Source organism: Chryseobacterium sp. AC417 (assembly GCF_979258215.1).
This window is the reverse complement of sequence record NZ_OZ409845.1, coordinates 2,370,803-2,392,098: the sequence shown is the minus strand read 5'-3', so window position 1 is coordinate 2,392,098 and position 21,296 is coordinate 2,370,803. Positions and strand designations below refer to the sequence as shown.

Annotated in this window: 21 protein-coding genes; 6 read left to right on the top strand and 15 right to left on the bottom strand. The window is 35.4% G+C overall.

Annotated elements, in window-relative coordinates:
- Position 1: 1 nt before the first annotated feature.
- The 3 genes from ACZZ9T_RS11385 (at position 2) to ACZZ9T_RS11375 (ending at position 1,714) form a co-directional block, all read left to right on the top strand.
- Positions 2–460 (top strand): sterol desaturase family protein, encoded by a 459-nt coding sequence (locus tag ACZZ9T_RS11385; protein ID WP_463442187.1) that lies wholly within the window; start codon positions 2–4, stop codon positions 458–460.
- Positions 460–1,167: a lycopene cyclase domain-containing protein gene (locus tag ACZZ9T_RS11380; RefSeq protein WP_463442186.1), complete on the top strand. Its 708-nt coding sequence runs from the start codon at positions 460–462 to the stop codon at positions 1,165–1,167. The genes ACZZ9T_RS11385 and ACZZ9T_RS11380 overlap by 1 nt, the downstream gene beginning before the upstream one ends.
- A 124-nt stretch (positions 1,168–1,291) precedes the next feature.
- On the top strand, positions 1,292–1,714 hold the full coding sequence (locus ACZZ9T_RS11375; RefSeq protein WP_463442185.1) for a hypothetical protein: 423 nt from the start codon (positions 1,292–1,294) through the stop codon (positions 1,712–1,714).
- A 69-nt stretch (positions 1,715–1,783) separates the two neighbouring features.
- Here ACZZ9T_RS11375 and ACZZ9T_RS11370 read toward each other — a convergent pair whose 3' ends face one another.
- Both ACZZ9T_RS11370 and ACZZ9T_RS11365 read right to left on the bottom strand, forming a co-directional pair.
- Complete coding sequence (locus tag ACZZ9T_RS11370; protein ID WP_463442184.1) at positions 1,784–2,491, bottom strand: DUF421 domain-containing protein; 708 nt, start codon at positions 2,489–2,491, stop codon at positions 1,784–1,786.
- A gap of 160 nt (positions 2,492–2,651) precedes the next feature.
- Positions 2,652–2,918, bottom strand: a complete 267-nt coding sequence (locus ACZZ9T_RS11365; protein ID WP_463432200.1) for a hypothetical protein — start codon at positions 2,916–2,918, stop codon at positions 2,652–2,654.
- A gap of 185 nt (positions 2,919–3,103) precedes the next feature.
- Here ACZZ9T_RS11365 and ACZZ9T_RS11360 point away from each other — a divergent pair, with 185 nt between their 5' ends.
- Both ACZZ9T_RS11360 and ACZZ9T_RS11355 read left to right on the top strand, forming a co-directional pair.
- The gene (locus tag ACZZ9T_RS11360) at positions 3,104–3,478 is read left to right on the top strand and encodes a DoxX family protein (protein WP_463442183.1); all 375 of its coding nucleotides are present in this window, start codon (positions 3,104–3,106) and stop codon (positions 3,476–3,478) included.
- 97 nt (positions 3,479–3,575) lie between these two features.
- A complete protein-coding gene (locus tag ACZZ9T_RS11355) occupies positions 3,576–4,739 on the top strand; it encodes a cytochrome-c peroxidase (protein ID WP_463442182.1) in 1,164 nt (387 codons plus the stop codon).
- Positions 4,740–4,798: 59 nt separating this feature from the next.
- Here the strand turns inward: ACZZ9T_RS11355 and ACZZ9T_RS11350 are convergent, their stop codons facing one another.
- The 12 genes from ACZZ9T_RS11350 to ACZZ9T_RS11295 form a co-directional block, all read right to left on the bottom strand.
- The gene (locus ACZZ9T_RS11350; protein WP_463442181.1) at positions 4,799–7,009 is read right to left on the bottom strand and encodes a xanthine dehydrogenase family protein molybdopterin-binding subunit; all 2,211 of its coding nucleotides are present in this window, start codon (positions 7,007–7,009) and stop codon (positions 4,799–4,801) included.
- 36 nt (positions 7,010–7,045) lie between these two features.
- Positions 7,046–8,023 carry an FAD binding domain-containing protein gene (locus tag ACZZ9T_RS11345; protein WP_463442180.1) on the bottom strand — a complete coding sequence of 326 codons (978 nt, stop codon included), beginning with the start codon at positions 8,021–8,023 and terminating at the stop codon, positions 7,046–7,048.
- The gene (locus ACZZ9T_RS11340; RefSeq protein ID WP_463432191.1) at positions 8,020–8,610 is read right to left on the bottom strand and encodes a (2Fe-2S)-binding protein; all 591 of its coding nucleotides are present in this window, start codon (positions 8,608–8,610) and stop codon (positions 8,020–8,022) included. Before ACZZ9T_RS11340 ends, ACZZ9T_RS11345 begins: the two co-directional genes overlap by 4 nt.
- A gap of 221 nt (positions 8,611–8,831) precedes the next feature.
- The gene (locus ACZZ9T_RS11335) at positions 8,832–9,638 is read right to left on the bottom strand and encodes a DUF4249 domain-containing protein (protein ID WP_463442179.1); all 807 of its coding nucleotides are present in this window, start codon (positions 9,636–9,638) and stop codon (positions 8,832–8,834) included.
- Between the two features lie 85 nt (positions 9,639–9,723).
- Positions 9,724–12,054, bottom strand: a complete 2,331-nt coding sequence (locus tag ACZZ9T_RS11330; protein ID WP_463442178.1) for a TonB-dependent receptor — start codon at positions 12,052–12,054, stop codon at positions 9,724–9,726.
- A gap of 180 nt (positions 12,055–12,234) precedes the next feature.
- Positions 12,235–12,600 (bottom strand): response regulator, encoded by a 366-nt coding sequence (locus ACZZ9T_RS11325; RefSeq protein WP_463442177.1) that lies wholly within the window; start codon positions 12,598–12,600, stop codon positions 12,235–12,237.
- 26 nt (positions 12,601–12,626) lie between these two features.
- Positions 12,627–13,208 carry a chemotaxis protein CheB gene (locus ACZZ9T_RS11320; protein WP_463432185.1) on the bottom strand — a complete coding sequence of 194 codons (582 nt, stop codon included), beginning with the start codon at positions 13,206–13,208 and terminating at the stop codon, positions 12,627–12,629.
- Positions 13,209–13,218: 10 nt separating this feature from the next.
- The gene (locus tag ACZZ9T_RS11315; protein WP_463442176.1) at positions 13,219–14,049 is read right to left on the bottom strand and encodes a CheR family methyltransferase; all 831 of its coding nucleotides are present in this window, start codon (positions 14,047–14,049) and stop codon (positions 13,219–13,221) included.
- The gene (locus ACZZ9T_RS11310) at positions 14,050–14,415 is read right to left on the bottom strand and encodes a response regulator (protein ID WP_463442175.1); all 366 of its coding nucleotides are present in this window, start codon (positions 14,413–14,415) and stop codon (positions 14,050–14,052) included.
- 15 nt (positions 14,416–14,430) lie between these two features.
- The gene (locus ACZZ9T_RS11305) at positions 14,431–18,054 is read right to left on the bottom strand and encodes a response regulator (RefSeq protein WP_463442174.1); all 3,624 of its coding nucleotides are present in this window, start codon (positions 18,052–18,054) and stop codon (positions 14,431–14,433) included.
- Positions 18,055–18,058: 4 nt separating this feature from the next.
- The gene (locus ACZZ9T_RS11300) at positions 18,059–18,913 is read right to left on the bottom strand and encodes a sensor histidine kinase (RefSeq protein WP_463442173.1); all 855 of its coding nucleotides are present in this window, start codon (positions 18,911–18,913) and stop codon (positions 18,059–18,061) included.
- Entirely contained in the window at positions 18,852–19,529 is a 678-nt protein-coding gene (locus ACZZ9T_RS11295; protein WP_463442172.1) for a response regulator, read from the bottom strand. The genes ACZZ9T_RS11300 and ACZZ9T_RS11295 overlap by 62 nt, the downstream gene beginning before the upstream one ends.
- 326 nt (positions 19,530–19,855) lie before the next feature.
- On the opposite strand from ACZZ9T_RS11295, the gene ACZZ9T_RS11290 reads away from it, so the two are divergent.
- Positions 19,856–20,083, top strand: coding sequence for a hypothetical protein (locus tag ACZZ9T_RS11290; RefSeq protein WP_463432180.1), 228 nt, complete (start codon positions 19,856–19,858; stop codon positions 20,081–20,083).
- Positions 20,084–20,093: 10 nt separating this feature from the next.
- Here the strand turns inward: ACZZ9T_RS11290 and ACZZ9T_RS11285 are convergent, their stop codons facing one another.
- Entirely contained in the window at positions 20,094–21,227 is a 1,134-nt protein-coding gene (locus ACZZ9T_RS11285) for a 1-acyl-sn-glycerol-3-phosphate acyltransferase (protein ID WP_463442171.1), read from the bottom strand.
- Positions 21,228–21,296: the final 69 nt, after the last annotated feature.

Sequence of the window (21,296 nt, the reverse complement as noted above, 5' to 3'; positions counted from 1 at the left end):
AATGAATTTTTTAATAGTATTTGCTACATTTTTTATCATGGAAGGTATAACCTGGATGGTACACAAATATGTCATGCATGGCTTTTTATGGAGTCTTCACCGTGATCATCATGACCATAGCAACGAAGGTGAACTAGAGAGAAACGATTATTTTTTCGCAATTTTCGCAATTCCAACTATTGCATTGATGTACTATGGAACGGTGAATAATTTTAATTTTTATTTTTACATTGCCGTCGGGATTACCTTATACGGAATGGCCTATTTCTTTGTTCACGATATTTTTATACACCAGCGTTTTAAGTTTTTAAGAGACACGCAAAACCCGTATCTGTTAGCAATAAGACGTGCTCATAAGCAGCATCATAAGCACACTGGGAAAGAAATGGGAGAATGTTTCGGATTTCTTTGGGTTCCTGTGAAATATTTTAAGATGTATTTTAATAAAAATAAAAAATAATGATGTGGCATTACACATATCTTGCAATCAACTTTTTCACGGTAATTATCTGTTTTTTGTTTTCATTTCATCCGAAAATAAAATTTCATAAACATTTTAAAGCATTTATGATGGCTTCTGTTTTGGTTGCTGTAGTTTTTATTGTTTGGGATGTGTGGTTTACAAAAATGGGAGTCTGGTGGTTTAATGACAGATATTTGATTGGCAGCAGACTTTTCGGATTGCCGATAGAAGAACTCATGTTTTTTATCTGTATTCCGTTTTCATGTGTGTTTACCTATTTTTGTTTAGACAAGTTTTTCAAACTCGACTGGAATGTCAATTTTGAGCGAATTTTCGTTATAATATTCATTATTGTTTTATTATTTCTTGCCGTTTATTTTAGACAGAAAATTTATCCTTTCGTCACATTTTTCAGCACGGCAATCAGCCTTTTCGTACTTTATTTTATTTTAAAAATAAATTGGCTCGGGAAAGCTTCCCTTATTTACCTGATTTTGATGCCCGGATTTCTTGCAGTCAACGGAATTCTCACCGGAAGCGGATTAGACTCACCGATCGTCAATTATAATCCTGAAAAAATTATCGGCATCCGTATTTTTACCATCCCGATTGAAGATACAATATACGGCTACGAAATGATTCTTTGGAATTTATTTTTTTTTAAGAAGTTTAAAAAGAAGGAAATTATTGAGAATGAAGAGTAATTTCACCACAAATTGACAAAAATCTGAAAACGTATTCAAATTACATTTATTTACATACCACATAATTAATGCGAGGCATAGTATTTGCAACTATTTAAGTCAACTCACTTATACCACAAATATTATGAACGTTACAGATTTAAAAATTAAAAATCTGGTAGATTATAGAGGCCAGATTTTCACTATTACAGAAATTTTTCAGAATGAAAGCAACGAATATTCTGTAAAGATTGAAAATGACTATCAATGTTTGGCTGTACCAGCAGATTCTATTCAGCCTATTACCATCAATGAAGATTGGCTTGAAAAATTTGGTTTTGCAAAAACATACAGCTCTGATCACAGAATACGATACGAAAGACCAGAATCGTTTATCAAGTATGATATTGATTTAAGTTCAAAAAAGATTGTTGAAGGACTGAAAATTTATGGAAATACAATCAAATGTAAATATATCCATGAATTTCAAAATATCTTTTCTTCACTATTCGGAAAAGAAACATGTGTTTCTATGAAAAACTTGTTCAATAAAGAAGCAGTAGCTTAGAACCACAATCAAATTTTATATATCTTTCAAGAAAAATCTCTAACTTCGGTTAGAGATTTTTTATTTTATCTAATTTATTCTTTTCTTATTTATCGCAGGTATCCAGTTTTCTCTGCCACAGTTTTTACATTTTCCGGCTGAGCCTGTTTCTTTATTTTCAGTATACCCACAGAAAGTACAAGAATAGTACCCTGCATCATTAATATAATTTATATGATGATCTAGAGAATTTGGCATAATTGATAATCCGAAACGCACTTCCTGATCAGCAAGAAAAAAAACACTTATATCGCCGGAGATTTCTTCAATTGCCGTTTCTATCTGCCCAAGATGAGAGACTCCTTTTAATCTTAATTCTGAAAAAAACTCATCACTTCCCAAATTTTCTTTTTTAAAATTCTCAGTTAAAAATACACCATCCTTTATCAGGCAGATTGGTTTTCCTTCTAACAGAATTTCGATTTTTTTGAATCTTCCGATACAATATGTTAACAGACTATAAAACAAAATGATCACTGTAAAAACTGCAAGAGATGAAGCAATGCCCACATCTTTATAAAACATAGGATCACCTGCTGCAGAACCTAAACCGATAATCACCACCAATTCAAAAATCGATAATTGCTTAACCCCTCTTTTACCTAAAACACGAAGTCCGAATACGATTGTAAAAAACATGATGACTGTTCGCAAAACAATTTCTGGAAGAAAAATCCATTCTTCGGTACCCATCAAAAATTCTTTCAAATCCAGGCTTAATAATACGGAGAGATTCATAAACAGTAATTTAAAACTAAGATTTCAAATAGTAAGCCACATACAGATTTACACATAAAAAACCTTCGAATCTGACTATACAAATTCGAAGGTTTTTAATTGGATTTGCCAATATTTGAGTTTAAGGGGGGCTTTTGGGGCCTTTTTCTAAAAATCTTTATTATTTTATATCAAAATAATTTCCGTATTTGCTTTGTTTGATTTTAGTCATAAAATCATCAAATGCAGGATAACGTATTCCTGTTGCAATATCAATTACAATTTTATTCAGATTGGGTTTCAGTCGCAATTTTATCTGATCAAAGCTTTTATTATCAACTTCAGACAAAAAATTTTTGATCTCATTAAAGTTGACTGCATTTTCATTAACAGATTTTTTAGAATTTCGAAACGGCATATCGTCTACAAAAAATTTTATTCGTTCCATAAGATTTAGATTTGATGGTTGATGCTAAGTTAATGATATCTAATTGAGAAAAATATGATTCCGATCACATTATCAGAATAATAGAAGTTTAAATTAAAGCTTTTTTAATCCTTATCAATTGGTTTTTTATGATTACTCATAAAAAAACTGGTCTGACTTTTGAGTCATTACCTCAAAATATTATTATGAATCTTCAAAATATCTCACGACTCGCACTTGGTACTATGCTTATCACTGCAGGAATTGCACATCTCTCTTTTGCGAGAAAAGAATTTCAAGCTCAGGTTCCTGATTTTGTTCCTTTGGAAAAAGATGATACGGTGATATATTCAGGTATTGCAGAAATTTCTCTCGGTATTGGTATTATTGCAACTCCTGAAAAGTACCGTTCAGGTTTAGGTAAATTTACAGCTGCATTTTTTACTGCTGTTTTCCCGGGAAATATTTCTCAATATAAAAACAGAAGAGATGCCTTTGGCTTAAACACTGACAGCAAGAGATTTGCAAGACTATTTATGCAACCCATTCTTGTAGCCTGGGCTTTAAAATCAATGAAATAGTAGTTTCCGTAACCAATTTTTCAAAATAAATTTCTTTCAAAAAAATTTAGAATTAAATAATGAAGAATGATTATTTTTGTTAAAATTAAAAGACGAAATGAAGAACGCAGTAAGTTGGGTTTTGGTAGCATTTTTAGCCATCACATTGCTTAATAACTGTCTGCAAAACAATACTCACAAAGACATCAAAGAAAAGCAATCTTTTATTGATCAGCTAAGATTTGCTTATTCTTCCGGGGACACAACAAAATGGCCAAAACCAGTAATTGATGCTTCCGTATCTTCATTTTCAGAAATTGGTCATTTACCACAAGTTGAGTTTCCTAAAGACAATCTTTATTCTGAAGACAAAGCTCTGTTGGGAAGGGTTCTCTTTTATGATCCGAGGCTTTCTAGCTCTAACCAAATCGCCTGTGCATCTTGTCATGATCCAGAATTGGGATGGACGGATAACAGAAGATTTTCTTTCGGTCACGACAGACAATTAGGTTCCCGAAACGCAATGACGATTATGAATGTCGCTTATGCTAGCTCTCTTTTCTGGGACGGACGCGCAAAATCACTTGAAGATCAGGCGAAAATGCCTATTGAAGACATGAGAGAGATGTATGAGCATATTGATATTGCCACAGACAAAATTGTAAAGATAAAAAGATATGAAATTCTTTTTGAAAAAGCATTCGGCGACAAAAAAATCACCAAAGACCGTATTTCGAAAGCCATTGCTACTTTTGAACGAACAGTGATAAGTCCGCCAAGCAGATTTGATCGGTTTATAGACGGAGAAAGAGATGCTTTAACCAATGATGAAGTGATGGGTCTTCACCTTTTCCGGACAAAAGCACAGTGTATGAACTGTCACAATTCAGGATATTTTTCTAACAATCTTTTTGAAAATGACGGAACTTCTTTATTAGGTTCAGACGAGGAAGATTTAGGACAATATCTGATCACTAAAAAACAGACAGATGTTGGAAAGTTCAGAGTTCCAACATTAAGAGAAGTTACCAAAACCGGACCCTGGATGCACGATGGTTCATTCAATACTTTAACTGAAGTAATCGAATTTTACAGCAAAGGAAATCCGGAATCATCAAAACATCGTTCCACTGTACATGAAAATATCTCATTACATTCTGAAAAATCTGATATGCTGAAACTTTTAGAATTGACAAAAGAGGAGATTATGCAGCTTGAAGCATTTCTCGGAACTCTGAGTACACCTGTAATAAGACCGAAACCACCTGTGCTTCCGAAATAATTTTTAAACAAAAATGCCTTTAAATAATTTAAAGGCAAAAAAAATTAATTGAGTTTAAATTAAAAAAACTGATCCGGAGTTATCGGTAAATTCCTGAAACGTTTACCCGTTGCATTATAGATTGCATTTGCGATTGCTGGTGCAGCACCTATAATTCCTACTTCACCCAGACCTTTTGCACCGCTAGGATTCAGGTTTAAATCCGGTTTGTTGATAAACGCAACTTCTATGATTGGTGCATCTGCGTTTACCGGAAAATGGTAACCAGCCAGATCATTGGCGACTAGGCTTCCCAGTTTTTCATCGAGAGATATTTTTTCCATCAGAGCCATCCCTATTCCACCTACAGCGGCTCCTGAAATTTGGTTGGCAGCAGGTTTTTCGTTAATTATTTTGCCACCGTCTACAACGACAACCATTTTATCTACGACTACTTTTCCGGTTTTTGTATTTACTTTTACTTTACAGAAATGTGCAGCTGATGAACAAAAAGAAAATTTATTTTTTTCATCTCCCGGACCGGAAGTTGCTTCAACTTCAATTACATTGATATTATTTTTTGTGAAAATATCCTGATACGAAACAAAATTCTCACCTTCTTTCTGAAATGAAACGCCGGAATCTGAAAGGATGATGTCTTTTACAATTGCATCTTTAAACTTTTTATTAAAATCTGAAGCATATTCTGCCAACTTTAATTTTAGAGCATCGCTTACTGCAACTACTGCTCCACTGATGGAAGATAATCCTGTACTACCGCCCTGACTTCCTGCAGGTGGCAAATCAGAATTCCCTAATTCGATTTTTATTTTATTTTTAGAAATACCGGAAGTTTCATGCATGATGTTCATCATTCCGGTTCCTGTCCCGGTTCCGATATCGGTCATTGCAGTTTGCAGAACTATATTTCCATCTTTGGTCATTTTGATTCCTGCTCCGGCTTTATTTCGCCCCGCATTCCACATTCCTACAGCCATTCCGTAACCTATCTTCCAGTCTCCTTCTGTTGTTACTCCTGTTGTGGGTTTTCGTAAATTCCAACTGATCATTTTAGCCCCTTTTTCGATGGCTTCTTTCAGAAAATTAGTTGACCAGGGCAAACCTGTTTCCGGATTTTTTTCTAAAGCTAAATTTTTATATCTCAATTCTACAGGATCCATTTTCAACTGATAACTTAGCTCATCCAAAGCACTTTCTACTGCAAAATCGCCCGTACAATCGCCTGGACCACGCATCCAGGTTGGTGCACTGAGATTTAAAGGAACCACTGCATTTTCAGTTTTGAGATTGTCAAACTGATAGATTAAGCGGGTAACTCTCGTGATTCCATCGCTGAACTGATCATACATTGCGCAGCCGTTTTTTGCCTGATGCAAAACTCCTGTAATCTTACCATCCTGATTGGCACCTAATTTTATTCTCTGCCAAGACGCAGGTCTGTAACCCACAGAATGAAACATTTGTGGACGGGTCAACATTAATTTGACGGGTCTTTTCACCTGTTTTGCCGCCATAACCGCAGCTAAAGCATGAGGCCAGACTTTTAGGCCGGAACCGAAACCACCCCCAACAAATTCGCTGATGACCTGAATATTGTCAACAGGAATTCCGAATAAACCTGCAAAAGTTTTTTGCACGCTGTTTACTCCCTGATTTTTATCGTGTAATCTTAATTTATCTTCTGCATACCAATCTGCTATTGTTGCGTGCATTTCCATCGGATTGTGAACTTCCGCAGCGATATTGTATTGTTGATCCACTGAAAATGGCGAGTTGCTCCAGCTTTTTTCATCGCCTCTTTCTTTTCCGGCAGATTTTAATTCAACTCTATTTTTAGCCGTATTAAAATCAACTTCAAAAGGTGAAATTGTATATTCCACTTTAACCAAAGATGCAGCATAAGTGGCTTCCTCAAGGGTTTCAGCAATAACCACAGCAATCGGCTGTCCTTTAAAAAATATTTTATCCGTATGAAAAACGGGCAATCCGAATTTTGATTCTTTTATTTTAGCTTCATCCGCAAATCCCGGAACTGAAGGTTTCTTTAAGTGTGAAATAATATCTATTAAACCATCTGCTTGTTTTGCAAGATCTGTATTGATAGACTTGATTGTTCCTGATGCGACATCACTCGTCACCAAAACTCCATAACAAAGATTGTCTACTTTGTATTCGGCAGCATATTTCCCCTGTCCTTTTACCTTTGCAATTGCTTCAACCCTACCTTCGGCAGGAATTACAAAATCAGTTTCATCGTCAAAAAATCCCATGTTTTTAATTTTTAAAATTGTTATAAATAAAACTGTTTATAAATTGGAAGCATTTTGTAAAGCCAGTTCGATAGCTCCTTTCAGCATCGGAACTTTATAACCGTTGTGAGCCAAGGGTTTTACTTTTTCAGCGGCGATTTCTGAGGCTTTTTTAAATACGTCTTCAGATGCATTTTTACCTTTTAGATATTCTTCTGCTTCGTACCATCTCCATGGTTTGTGAGCGACTCCGCCTGAAGCTAATCTTGCTGATTTAATCGTATTCCCATCCATTTCCAGAGCTGATGCTACAGAAATCATCGCAAAAGCGTACGAAGTTCTTTCACGCAATTTCACATAAGCATATTTTTTATGGAATTCATTTTTAGGAACTTCAATATGAGTAATGACGGCATTTTGTGGTAAGTTATTGTCTAACCATGGTGTATTTTCCGGCAATTTGTGGAAGTCTTTGAATGGAATTACAAGCTTTTCGTTTTTAGAATCAAGCGCATGAACATTAGCATCCAACGCACTCAAAGAAATACATAAATCTGAAGGATGTACGGCAACGCACTGGTCGCTGTAACCTACGATTGCACTCATTTTATTGTCACCTTTCAATGCACTGCACCCACTTCCTTTTTTTCTTTTATTGCAGGGTGTGGTGACGTCATAAAAATATGGACATCTGGTTCTCTGCAACAAATTTCCGGCGGTGCTTGCCATGTTTCTGATTTGAGGAGATGCTCCTGCAAGAACAGTTTTGGAAATCAGCGGATAGTTTTTCAGCAAATCAGAATTTGTAGTCAGATTAGTATTTCGAACCATCGCACCAATATTAACCGACTTTTCAGACAACTTAATTTCGGTAGACAATGCACCGGAAACATCAACCATTCCGTCCGGTTGTGCTATGTTTTTTTTGAGAAGATCAACGATATTTGTTCCGCCTGCTACAAAATCTCTGTTTGAAATTTTTAATTTTAAAGCTTCAGCAGAAGTTTTTGCTTTTTCGAATGTAAATGGTTTCATAACGCTGCAACTTTTTGTATAGATTCAACAATTCCGTTGTATGCACCACAACGACAGAGATTTCCGCTCATGAATTCTTTAATTTCTTCCACAGAATTGGTATGACCTTCTTTTACACAAGCCACTGCAGACATGATCTGTCCGGGAGTACAATAACCACATTGAAATCCGTCACAATCAATAAACGCTTTCTGCATAGGATGAAGCTGATCACCAGATGACAAACCTTCAATGGTAGTCACTTCTTTTCCGGGAACCATTGCTGCCAAAGTAAGGCAACTTAATGCTCTTTCACCATCAATATGAACGGTACAGGCACCACATTGCCCGTGATCACAGCCTTTTTTTGTTCCGGTAAGATTGAGGTTTTCACGCAGAACATCCAGAAGTGTTGAACGGCTGTCTGTTTTAATGTCATATATTTTTTTATTGACAGAAATTTTTATGGGCAAAACACTTTTTTTCGGAAGAATAAAGTCTTTTACATCCTGATAAAAAGCTTTTACAGAGGTAGGAATAGAAGCAAATATTGCTACAATTGCCGTACTTTTCAGAAAGGATCTCCTGCTTTGATTTGTTTCAGACATATCTGATATTTTTTTTGAAAAGGGGGAATGATTTAATTTGAAATACTAATTGAATAACTTATTCAATTATATCAAATATAATGAAAACTTTATGCAAAAGTTATTAACTGTATTTGAATAAAGATAAAACAACCGCAATTTATAATCGAAATAAATTAAGAATAAATAAAAATCCGACAAAAATAATATCTGTCGGATTAAATTTTAAGTTGTTATCAAGTTTATTGAATTACATGGCTTCTTCTGCTGATGGTATGTGCAGAAAAATATCCTAAAGCTCCGTTGCTGATATTGCTTGGCGGGTTAGAAGGAGTTATTCCTCCACCGGGACCTCCACCGTCTATAATTTCCAGTAGAGACGTAAAATAGGTGTAAACATTGGTATCAATACACTGCATTTCAACAAAAATGGTATCTCCTACCTTTGTTTTTTCGTTGGTACCATCTTCATCATCATTAGGTAGTAACAAAGGTCTTTGGTTTACTAATCCGTTATTGACATTGTCTGAAAATGCTTCAAATGTTTTGCCCGAATTATTTACCCGGTAACTAAAGAGGTATCTGTTTCCCAAAAATACCGGATCTGTAAAAACTGGCAAAAGCGTGTACGACAATTCACCAGCCACCATGAATGAATCCTGTTGCAGATCCTCTAGCAAAACGGGTTCAGGCATCGTACTTTTTGCTGTATATTCTTTTCCTTCAGCGGTAACTTTTAAGGTATAAGTTCTTCCCGGAACTGTAGTGAAATTTATTGTTTCATAAACACCTCCACCAACATGGTTTAAAGTTTCGGTTTGCCCGCTATTATCACTCAATATCACAACGGCATTGCTTACAATTGGATAAGAATTGGCTGCCGTAAAAGCTACAGATTTTGTTATTTTCACGAAATGCGGTCCGGGTTGATCTGTAATATTTCCTTCAATAACGATGTTTCCGCTTCGATCTTCAAGATCGAGATCAATTTCTTTTTCGCAACTTATGAATAGAAACAGCGATATGATTATTAAAAATATATTTTTCATATGTATTTATATTGTTTTTCAAAGGTCATGTGTTATCGCCTATTTGAGGGAGCTTTTGTTTCCTGATTGTGGCGATTTCATCGAACTAAAATTTGAAATTATAGGTTATATTCGGAACAAATTTAAAGAGAGAAGTCTGCAATGCACGGGTTGTTCCGGGTTTGTCAGGATTATCTTCAAAGGTAATTGTGTAAGCATTTTCTCTTCCATAAAGATTATAAATCCCGAATGACCAGGAACTCTGAAAACGTTTGTTTTTACCAGGCTCATATGTTGCGCTCAGATCCATTCTGTGATAAGCAGGCATTCTGTCTGCATTCCTGTTGCTGTATTGGAAAATAGTCTGATCCTGCAACTCATATTTTCCTGTTGGGAAAGTTACGGCATTTCCTGTACTGTACACAAAAAGCCCCGAAAAAGACCATTTTGGATTCAGCTCATACGTTGCTACGACTGATAAATCGTGGGTCTTGTCCTGTCTTGCGTTGTACCAATTGTTATCATTGATGCCGTTTATTTTTCTTTCGGTTTTTGATAAAGTATAAGAAATCCAGCCTGTCAGTTTACCGCTTTTCTTTTTTGCAATCAATTCAAAACCGTAAGCTCTGCCTTTTCCAAATAACAACTCTCCTTCCACATCTGCTGCTGCATCAAAAGTAATTTCTGCTCCATTTTTAAAATCAATCTGATTTTGCATTGATTTGTAATAAATTTCTGCATTCAATTCATAATTATTATTGTTGAAATTTCTACTGTACCCTGCGCTGACCTGATCCGCTATTTCAGGTTTTACGGTATAGCTACTGCCAATCCATTGGTCAGTAGGATTTCCGCTGCTGCTGTTGCTCAATAAATGAAGATTCTGAGTATTTCTAGCATACCCTCCTTTGATACTGCTTACTTCATTAATTCTGTAGTTGGCTGTAATTCGTGGCTCAAGATTAACGTAGGTTTTTCCTAATTTTCCTTTTTCTAAAAATTGACTGCCTGTTAAAACTCCGTTTTCATAAATATTAAAGTTATCTCCGCCTAAAACGCTGAACATTGATAATCTTAGACCATAATTAACCGCCAGTTTTTCTGTGGCTTTAAAATCATCATTGATGTACAGTGCATTTTCCCAGGAATATCTGGAATTTCTAGGAAAACTGCTTACACTCGTTCCCGAAGCACTGCTCGGAGTAATGGTGTGATAAATAGACTGTAAACCAAAACGGACAGAATGTTTGTTCCCTGCAAACCATGTGAAATCCTGCTTCAGATTCCAATCCTGGATTTGTGAGTCTAATCCAAATACATTGTCGTTGCTCGAAAGACTTACTTTATAATCGTAATTGCTGTAAATAAATGAAGTGTTGGAGAATAATTTGCTATTGATGATGCTGTTCCAACGTACGGTTGCAGTTGTATTTCCCCAATCTGTCGCAAATGTATTTCCAAGACCTAAAACGTCTCTTCCAAAATACCCCGAAACATACAAACGGTTGTTTTCATTAATCTGATAATTGGCTTTTAAATTTAAATCATAAAAGTAAAGCTTGCTGTCTTTAAAATCATCCGTTGCTTTTAGAAAAACATCGGCATAAGTTCTTCTTCCAGAAACGATGAATGAAGATTTCTCTTTCTGAATAGGTCCTTCCACGCTTAACCGGCTGCTGATCAAACCAATTCCTCCATTGACGTTGTAATCTTTGTTGTTACCGTCTTTCATTTTAACATCCATTACCGACGAAAGTCGGCCACCATACTGAGCCGGACTGTTTCCTTTGATAATGCTTGCATCTTTCAAGGCATCACTGTTGAATGTGCTGAAAAATCCTAATAAATGCGATGCGTTGTAAACCGGAGCTTCATCTAATAAAATTAAATTCTGATCGGTTGCACCACCACGCACGCTAAATCCGCTGCTGCCTTCGCCATTGCTTTTGATCCCCGGAAGCAACTGAATGGTTTTTAATACATCTTTCTCACCAAACAAAACGGGAAGCTTCTCAATGCTTTTTATGCTTAAAGTTTCGGTTCCCATTTGAGCTGAAGTCAGGTTTTTATCTTTTTTAACTGCTGAAACGATGACTTCGTCAATCTGTGTAGTTTTCTCTTTTTCCTGACTAAGAATAAGATCAAGTTTTACGTTTTGGTCGAGCTGTACAGTCTGTCTGTAATTTTCGTAACCTCCGTAAGCGACAGCAATGGTATAACTTCCTGGTGGAAGAGAAAGTGAATAAAAACCGTATTCGTTAGCTGTGATATTGATTGCGGGATCTTCCACCACTTTTATTGTTGCTCCGATTACGAGTTCGCCATTCTTTCCGTCTCTGACCGTTCCGCTGATCGTTTTCCGTTCCTGAGCAAAAGCCGTAATGCTGAAAACCGACAGCCCGATTGTGGTAAAAATTCTAGAATAGATTGCTTGCATTCTTTAATGTTTATTAAGAAAATAGTTTTTAAATCTAAATGTAAAGATAAGCTTTAATTGAATGGATCTAAAAGTCAATAAACGGATAATGGTGTTTTAAATTGTATGAAATTTTGTTCATGACAAATTCTCACTTGTAGGAGTGAGGATTTAATGATGTACAATAAAATCTTTGCTTTACTAATTTTTAATGTATTTCGCCACTTTCTCTTCCAAATCATCAAGATTGAAAGGTTTTGCTACATAATCGTCTGCCTGTGCACTTTTGGCCAAAGCCACAATATCATTATTGGCTGTTACATAAATTACAGGAATATTTTTGTATTCTTCATGGTTTTTTAAAAGCCTGGTTGCCTCTACTCCACCAATATTCGGAATCCAGTTATCCATCAAAATGACATCCGGACGAAACTGTGACACTTTCTGTATGATGTCGTGCGACGTTTCTGAGATCTCTACTTCGTAACCGCCTTCTTCGAAAATGATGCTGATTACCTCAAGAATCACTTTATCATCATCAAAAATCAAAATTTTCTTCTTGTTCATATTTTTTAGTTAATTTATTTAAATTATTATATTGAATGTAGCCGATTGATTAGATCTGCTAACTTTCCCGGTTCGATCAGGAGATCGTAATCTACTTTCTCCATTGCCTGCTTCGGCATATAATTTACTTCTGCAGTTTCAGGATTCTGAATCCATACTTTTCCTTTATTTTTTTTTATATATTTTAAACCTTCCACTCCGTCTGCATTGGCTCCCGAAAGTAAAACTCCGATCAGGTTTTCGCCAAAAGTTTCTGCTGCAGATTTGAAAGTGACATCAATTGACGGTCTCGAATAATTCATCTTCTCTGAGCTGTCGAGCGATACAGTATTTTTATTTTCAAACAACAGATGATAATCTGAGGGAACTATATAAATCGTATTCTTAAGGATATCTGCTTTATCTTCTATCTCTATGACTTTCTTTGCGGTAAATTGCTGCAGCAAAGTGGGCAATATACTTGTAGAATAAGCTTTTCTATGAACAACAACCAAAATCGGAAAATTCATATTTTCGTCGAGATTTTTAATCATATCCATAATGACCTGCAGACTTCCTGCTGATCCTCCGATAACGATTAACTCTGTTCTGGCCGTTTGCTCTTCCATTATTGTAGAATTAATTATGATCTACTTTTTTCCAAATTTTCTGATTCTCGACCTGATGATAAAATTTATCTAAATTGGAAAACCGCAAGGTCTCTTTTGAACCTAAAGCGAGATATCCTAAGTTTTCTAAACTGGCATCAAAAAGATTGAAAACCCGCTCCTGCAAAGCTTTTTCGAAATAAATTAAAACATTTCTGCAGATAATCAACTGGAAACTGTTGAATGAGCTGTCTGAAACCAGATTATGAGTCGATAAAATCAGTTTTTCTTTCAAGCTTTTATCAAATCTTACGCTGTCATAATTTGCAGTATAATAATCTGAAAAATCTTCTTTCCCGCCAGAAAGCATGTAATTTTCTGAATAAATTTTCATCTGATGGATCGGAAAAACACCCGATCTTGCGGTTTCCAGAACCGACGGATTGATGTCTGTACCGTAAATTAAACATTTATGATAGAGATTGGCTTCTTTCAATAAAATTGCGATCGAATATGCTTCTTCACCCGTTGAACATCCTGCAACCCAAATCCTTATCAAAGGATAAGTTCCCAACTGAGGTAAAATTTCTTCTCTCAATTTCTTGAAAAAATGAGGATCTCTGAACATTTCTGTAACATTCACCGTAATTTCTTCAATAAAATGTTTGAGATAATCTGGATCATTGATGATGGTGTATCGCAATTCTGCAAAACTTGTAAAACGGTCGATCATACAAATACGATTAATTCTGCGTTTAAAAGATGCTCTGCTGTACAAAGAAAAATCATATCCGTACAGATCGTACACATCTTTGATCAGAAATTCAATTTCCTCGTCTTTTACGATACTCGGTTCCAGCATTTATGAAATTTTTTCAATGGCAGTTAATAATTGGTCTACATCAATGGGCTTTTTCACATAATCCTGCGCTCCTGCATCAAGGCATTTCTGACGGTCTTCTTCCATTGCCTGTGCAGTCACCGCAATCACAGGAATATGTTTGATGGAAGGCGTCTGACGAATCAATTTCACCGCTTCATAGCCGTCCATTTCCGGCATCATCATATCCATCAATACCAAATCTATATCTGGATTTTTCTCTAAAATCTGAATTGCTTCTTTGGCCATAGTACAACTCACTATGTCGAAACCACGGGCTTTTAACGTAAGTTTCAGAGCAAATATATTACGCAGATCATCATCTACTATCAAAATTTTCTTTTGCATGCCAGAATCTGTAATTTAACTTTCATATAACCAAACACGTAGCAGAGACAACAGCTGATCCATATCCACAGGTTTTGTGATATAATCTGAAGCTCCTGCCTGAATACATTTGTCACGGTCACCAATCATTGATTTTGCCGTTACCGCAATAATGGGAAGTCTTTTAAACTTCGGCATTTTTCTGATTTCCTGTATGGTTTCGTAGCCATCCATTTCGGGCATCATCATATCCATCAATACCACGTCGATATCCGGATGTATTTTTATCTGTTCTAATGCCTGAACTCCGTCCATCGCCAAAACAACTTCAACTTTGTATTTTTCCAAAGCTTTCGTTAAAGAAAAAATATTACGAACATCATCATCGGTAATCAGAATTTTTTTACCGCTCAAAACTTCTGTTAATGAGCCTAAAGTTTTGTTTATAATGGTTTCCACCGAACTGTTTTTCTCTTCAACCAAATGTAAAAACAATCCTACTTCATCTAAAATCCGCTGATAAGAATGAGCCGTTTTCACAACAATAGAATCGGCATATTGCTTTATTTTCAATTCTTCTGAAGTAGACAAATTACGTTCTGTGAAAATAATAATCGGGAGATTTTCCAGACCTTCATACGTTTTAATGGACTCAATAATTTTATACCCATTTCTTCGGTCGGGTCCGATGTCTAAAATAACACAGTCTACTTTATCCGTTTTGAAGGCTCTTACACTGTCTTCAAGATTATCTTCTACGGATAACGAGATATTAAAATTACTCAGGAAATATGACAGCGCACTTGCATGTTTGGCATTTTCTTCAACAATAAGAACCTTTTGCGGGGATTTTTTAAGAGCATCTTCAATTTTCCTGAAAACTTCATTCATCTGTTCCAGGGCAACCGGTTTGTCGATAAAATCGATAGCACCTTTCATCAGACTCTCTTTTTTAACGTGTAAAGAAGACATCATGTGCACCGGAACAGGCTTGGTCTGAGGATTAGATTTTAGTTCTTTCATTACTTTCCAGCCATCTTTTACAGGTAACTGTACATCTAATAAAATTGCCAAAGGACTGTATTGGAGAGCGGCAGACAAAGCCTGATCTCCTCTTACTACAACAACGCCCTTGTAGTTTTGCATTCTGGCATATTTCAGCAATGCTTTGGCGAAATTCGTATCGTCTTCAACAATTAGAATTACTTTATCGTCTTTTGAGATGCTTTCTCTGTCGTCTTCTACATCATCAGGAATTTCAAGATGATTAAATGCTGATGTTATATTATTGTCTTCATAATCGATGATGTTTTTGATCTCTTCAAGATCTTCAACAATGACATCAACTAAATTCTGATCGGAATTCACATTCGAATTTGGCTGCAATCCTTTCAGTTTTTCACTCATCGGTATGATTAAACTGAACTCACTTCCTTCATTAACTTTACTATTTAAATCTAAATAACCTCCTAATAATTTTGCAATTTCACGGCTGATTGACAATCCCAAACCTGTTCCGCCAAACTTACGCTGCGTAGATCCGTCAGCTTGCTGGAAGGCTTCAAAAATAATTTTCTGCTTATCTTCCGGAATACCAATTCCGGTGTCTTTCACAGAGAATACGATAAAGTCTTTGTTTTTCTGATCTTTTTTAATATTTAATTCTACACTTCCTTCTTTGGTAAATTTCAAAGCATTTGACAGAAGATTTCTCAAAACCTGATCAAGACGAAGGCGGTCAGTTTCAAAGCTTTTAGCCAAATCTTTTTCAATATTGATATTAAAATTGACTCCTTTTTCTTTAACTAACGGGTTCATTAGATTTTTTAAATCTTTCACCACTTCATCAATCACAACATTCTGATATTCAAGAGACATTTTACCCGATTCTATTTTAGCTAAATCTAAAATTTCATCAATCAAGGTTAATAAACTGCTTCCCGAACTTTGAATAACTTTTGCAGATTCAATCTGATCTTCATTTAAGTTTTCGTCAGGGTTTTCTGCCATAAGACGTGAAAGAAGCAGGATTGAATTCAATGGTGTTCTCAATTCATGCGACATATTTGCTAAAAATTCAGATTTGTACTGCGTACTGAGAGCCAATTCTTCTGCCTTTCTCTGAATTTCAATATTTCTTTCGGCAATCAAATGATTTTTTTCCTCCAATAATTTAGAACGTTCTTCCAATTCCGTATTGGTCTGCATGAGTTCTTCCTGCTGCACTTTCAGTTCTTCTTCAGAAGCCTGCAGTTTTTGAGTTTGTGCCTCAAGTTCTGTATTCAGATTTTCCAATTCAGCATGCTGAACCTGTAATTCTTCTGACTGAGCCTGAGTTTCTTCCAACAAACGCTGTTCTTTTTCACGAGCTTTTGCTGCACGCAAAGTAATGGCAATATTTCTTGAACTTTCTACAAAATAATCAATTCTGTTCTGCTCAAAATTTTCATTTGAACTCACTTCCAGAACACCGACAGTTTGGCGGTCTGACATGATAGGAACTAATAGAATTGCATTAATCTTCAACTTACTGCTTGCAAAAGTAACTGCAAAATCATTTTCATCTAAATCATTATATGCTTTCGCTTTTTTCTGAACAAAAACCTGCCCAACCATACCTTCTCCCAACTCGAAGGTCTGTTTCATATTGCTTTCTAAACCAAAAGAACTGCTGAGCTTCAGCTTATTGTCATCAATTAAATAAATCGCACCATTCACACAGTTTCCGTATTCAATGATTTGACTGAGAGAATCGGTGGTCACCTGTTTTACAGATTTATTTCCTACCAAAATATCATTGAGTAATACAAGACCTTTCTGTCGCCAGTCGTCTTTATTGATCTTATCAAAAGAAATCTGAAGAGAATCTGTCATATGATTCAGAGAATCTACCAAATCGCCCAAGTCACCTTCATAATCATCTACCACTCTTTGGCTGTAATCACCATTTGAAACCCGGTTGGCAACCTGCTGAATAACATTCACACGTTTAGAAATTTCTAGATCTTTTGCTCTTAATTGTTTTTCCAGCTTATCTCTTCGGATCAGATCATTTCTTAATTTAATGTAGAAAAAAATGGTCACCACCATTGCTGCCAAAGATGAAAAAATAATGAATAAAACAGTCGTATTAGATGATTTATTAAGATCTTTACTTTTTTTCTCAAGCTGGTTTTCTTCAAATTTTACAAATTCTTCAACAAGCCTACGGCATTTATCCATAGAGAATTTGCTCATCGAGATTTGCTCCTGAGTCATTGCAATGCCTTTCCTCCTGTTTTCAACAAAAAGTTTTAAATTGGTGATATTGACATTTACGTTTTGCTCTAAATCTTTCAGGCGGGCAAGCTGAGAAGGTTCAGTAATATCCAGAGATTTTGCTCTATCAATCGATTTAGAATACTCTACAATACTTCTCTTGTACGGATCTAAAAAGTTTTCCTGACCCGTTAACTGATAACCGCGGTTACCGGTTTCTGCATCAAGCAATGCGATCAACACATCTTTTACAGCGGTCATTGATCGTCTGCTTTTGGAAACGCTTTCCCGATGCTCCATCTGGTTTTGGATGCTTAAGTATGATGCGACCGAACTCGCAATTAAAACCAGTAAAGAAAATCCGATTCCAAACTGGAGATTCCTTATTACTTTTTTCGGCATAAAATTAATTTAAAGGTAATGTGAAATAAAACGTAGAACCTTCATCTGTTTTGCTGGATAAACCGATGGTTCCGTGGTGTTGCTTGATGATTTCCGAACAGATGTACAACCCGATTCCCATCCCCTGAAACTGTACCGATGATTCTTCAACACGGTAAAATTTACGAAAAACAGCATCCTGCTTAATTTCAGGAATCCCTATCCCGAAATCTGTGACGCTTACTTTTACTTCATCCTCATCTACAAATGTAGTGACGATGACATGATTATTTTCCGGGGAATATTTGATGGCATTGGTTAAAAAATTAATCAAAACCTGCTCAATACGAATTGCATCTAAAGGAATGAGTTGATTGATCTTCCCGATATGACGGTCTATTTTTACATTGGGATCGTCGTTGGTTTGAAGAATAGTATCAATAGTGCTGTTAATTAATTTTTCTAAATCTGTTGGCTTTTTATTGATTTTCAGTTTTCCGTTATCAATTTTAGAAACATCCAGCAGATCTGTAATCAGCGTATTTAATTTTTCGATTTGACTGAGTGCTTTTGTTACAAAAACAGCTTCTGTACTTTCGTTATGGGCTTTCAGTTTGCGATCCAGCAATTGCATATACGCTTTGATGCTGGTAAGAGGAGTTTTGAGTTCATGACTTGCAATGCTCAGAAATTCATCTTTTTCTTTTTCCACTTTTTTCTGGTCATCGATATCTGTAAAAGTTCCTACCCAATTTTTTATTTTTTCGTCCTGATAAATCGGTGACATTCTCAGCAGATGATATCTGAATTCTCCTGAATCAATATTTTTTATTTCTGGCTTCCAATTCCAGTGCTTTCCCTTTATTTCTGCATCTTTCAAACTCCTCAAGAATATTTTGATCATCAAAATGCGCTTCGGGAAATTCATGATCTGAAGATGAATATTCGTACCATTTTCTGTTGACAAAATTGACAATTCCTTCTTCATTTACAGTAAATGCAATTTGTGGTAACGCTTCAAGCATGAGATGAAAATGATCAATCTCAGACTTCATCGTCACCTGCGCTTCTCTTCTTCCTCTGACCTCAAGCTCCAAAATCTGCTGTGTCTTTTTCATTGCAAGATTATTTTCCTGCAGATTGTAAAAAGTTTTCACTTTGAGCATCAGAATTTCAGGATCTATGGGCTTTGTCACATAATCAATTCCACCAGAATTGTAACCTCGGGTGATAAACCTCTTGTCGGTATTAACGGCTGATAAAAAAATAATCGGAATCTCTTTGGTTTTGCTGTATCCTGCAAAAGTCTCAGCAACTTCAAAACCATCCATTCCCGGCATCTGAACATCAAGAATGATCAATGCGTAGTTATTTTTTAGTGCTTTGCCCAGAGCTTCTTCACCAGAATTTGCCGTATCTACCGGAAAATCTTTAGACTCCAATAATTTTTTTAACGAATAAATATTGTTCTGGTTGTCATCAACAATTAAGATCATAAAGCGTAAAATAATCTGATATCAGGTTCATATTTGGATAAACATCAAAAATACTTACAAATTTTCAAAAATCACAGGATTATTTTAGGAATATTCAACTTATAAATCAATACAAAAGAAAATAAATAATAAATATTATTTTAATCTTAAACAATCAATAATTTAATCATTTTCATTTTTAAAATACCACAATCTATGTCAACTTAATACTTACAATTGAAATGAATACAGTTTAGATAACATTAAAATCAATATCTGGTCACTTCAATTGTATTTTTGGCATAATTTGTTCTTTAAGTAAAATATAAAAATATAAAAATATAAAAATGAATTATACAGAAGCCTTAAAACACAAAGAAGAATCGATTGCAACTGCTGACGAATCTATCTTAAAACTTTACCATATTACCATCGCACCCGCCAATACCGATGACAGCTATAAGTATATTGAAGATTTTATGAAAAATCCGGAAAAATTTGACGATGAGAGCTGTAAAAAATATTGCAAAGATGATTTATATGAAGTGGTAAGCTTTAAAAAAGAAAAAGAATAATGATATTCTATTATGAATGATGATCATATTTCATTTTATTGATCACCGGATTGGCATACATTGCCAAAAACCCTTCCCTCAAAATATGATCTGATACATCAATGCGCATTTCGAGCCTTCTTTCAAAAAGCTGTTTCTCCTTTTCAGTGTATTTGTGTGCAAACTGGTCTGTTTTCTGAAGCAAATCGTAGGCAATGTAATTGGTAGGCCACAAATAATAATTCTGAATTATACAATCATCTATTATTTGTGCGACAGCCTGCAACTGCCTATTTCTGTGATTAAATTCGGTAAAGACATGATCAAACTCTGATTCTAAAACATCGCATGCATGAAGATGGATGCGTTTTTTCTGTCCCAAAACCCCGCTCATCATGGTATTAAAATCTTCATCCTTTGTTTTAACATACGTTGTATCATGATGTTTTGCCAAAAGCTGAGGCATTTTTAAAACGTCTGTAGGATCATATTCGTAGGAAATTGAAAGAGGAACAATTCTTAAGTTTTTAAAAAACTCTTTTAAAGGAATTTCTTCGGCTGCCATTGCAAGCATTTTCAGGATTCCCTGTTGTGTTGCATCATTTCCGTCTTTTGTACGACCTTCTCTTTGCGCAATCCAAACTGAACGATTGTCTGACAAAAGCTGGCAAATATATTCTGAAAGAAGTTTAGAACTTTTGAGCTGCTCACGCAACGGCAAACCTCTTTGTACCAAAAAATTACGGTTAAGCTTTGCCAATTTGTGCAGGAAGGTCTGCTGAACAAGATTATCTCCTATCGCAGAAGAAGTCATGATATGACCATTTTCCAGCAAAATCAGATTCAGCAACGAGGTATCTAAAACAATATCTCTATGATTGGAGATAAAAAGATAGGAAGTATTTTTATCCAGCTTATCAAATCCAGAATGCGTTAAACCCTGAGAACTGATTTCTAATATTTTTCTGATGGTTTGCGAAATAAAATTTGTCTGAAAATCTTTTATTGACGATGTTTCTTTTAACTGAGATGACCAAATTTCCTCATCAGTATCCGGAAAGGTAAAGCCCATCAATGCTTTCATCATAGGATGACGAACTATAGATTGCACCGCATTATTGACTTCTGCATCATCATAAGACCTTATCTCATCAAACTTCGACATGTAATTTTTTGATTTTCTTAAACAATCTGCAAAAGAACAAAAAAAATAATAAAATCACAGCATTATGTT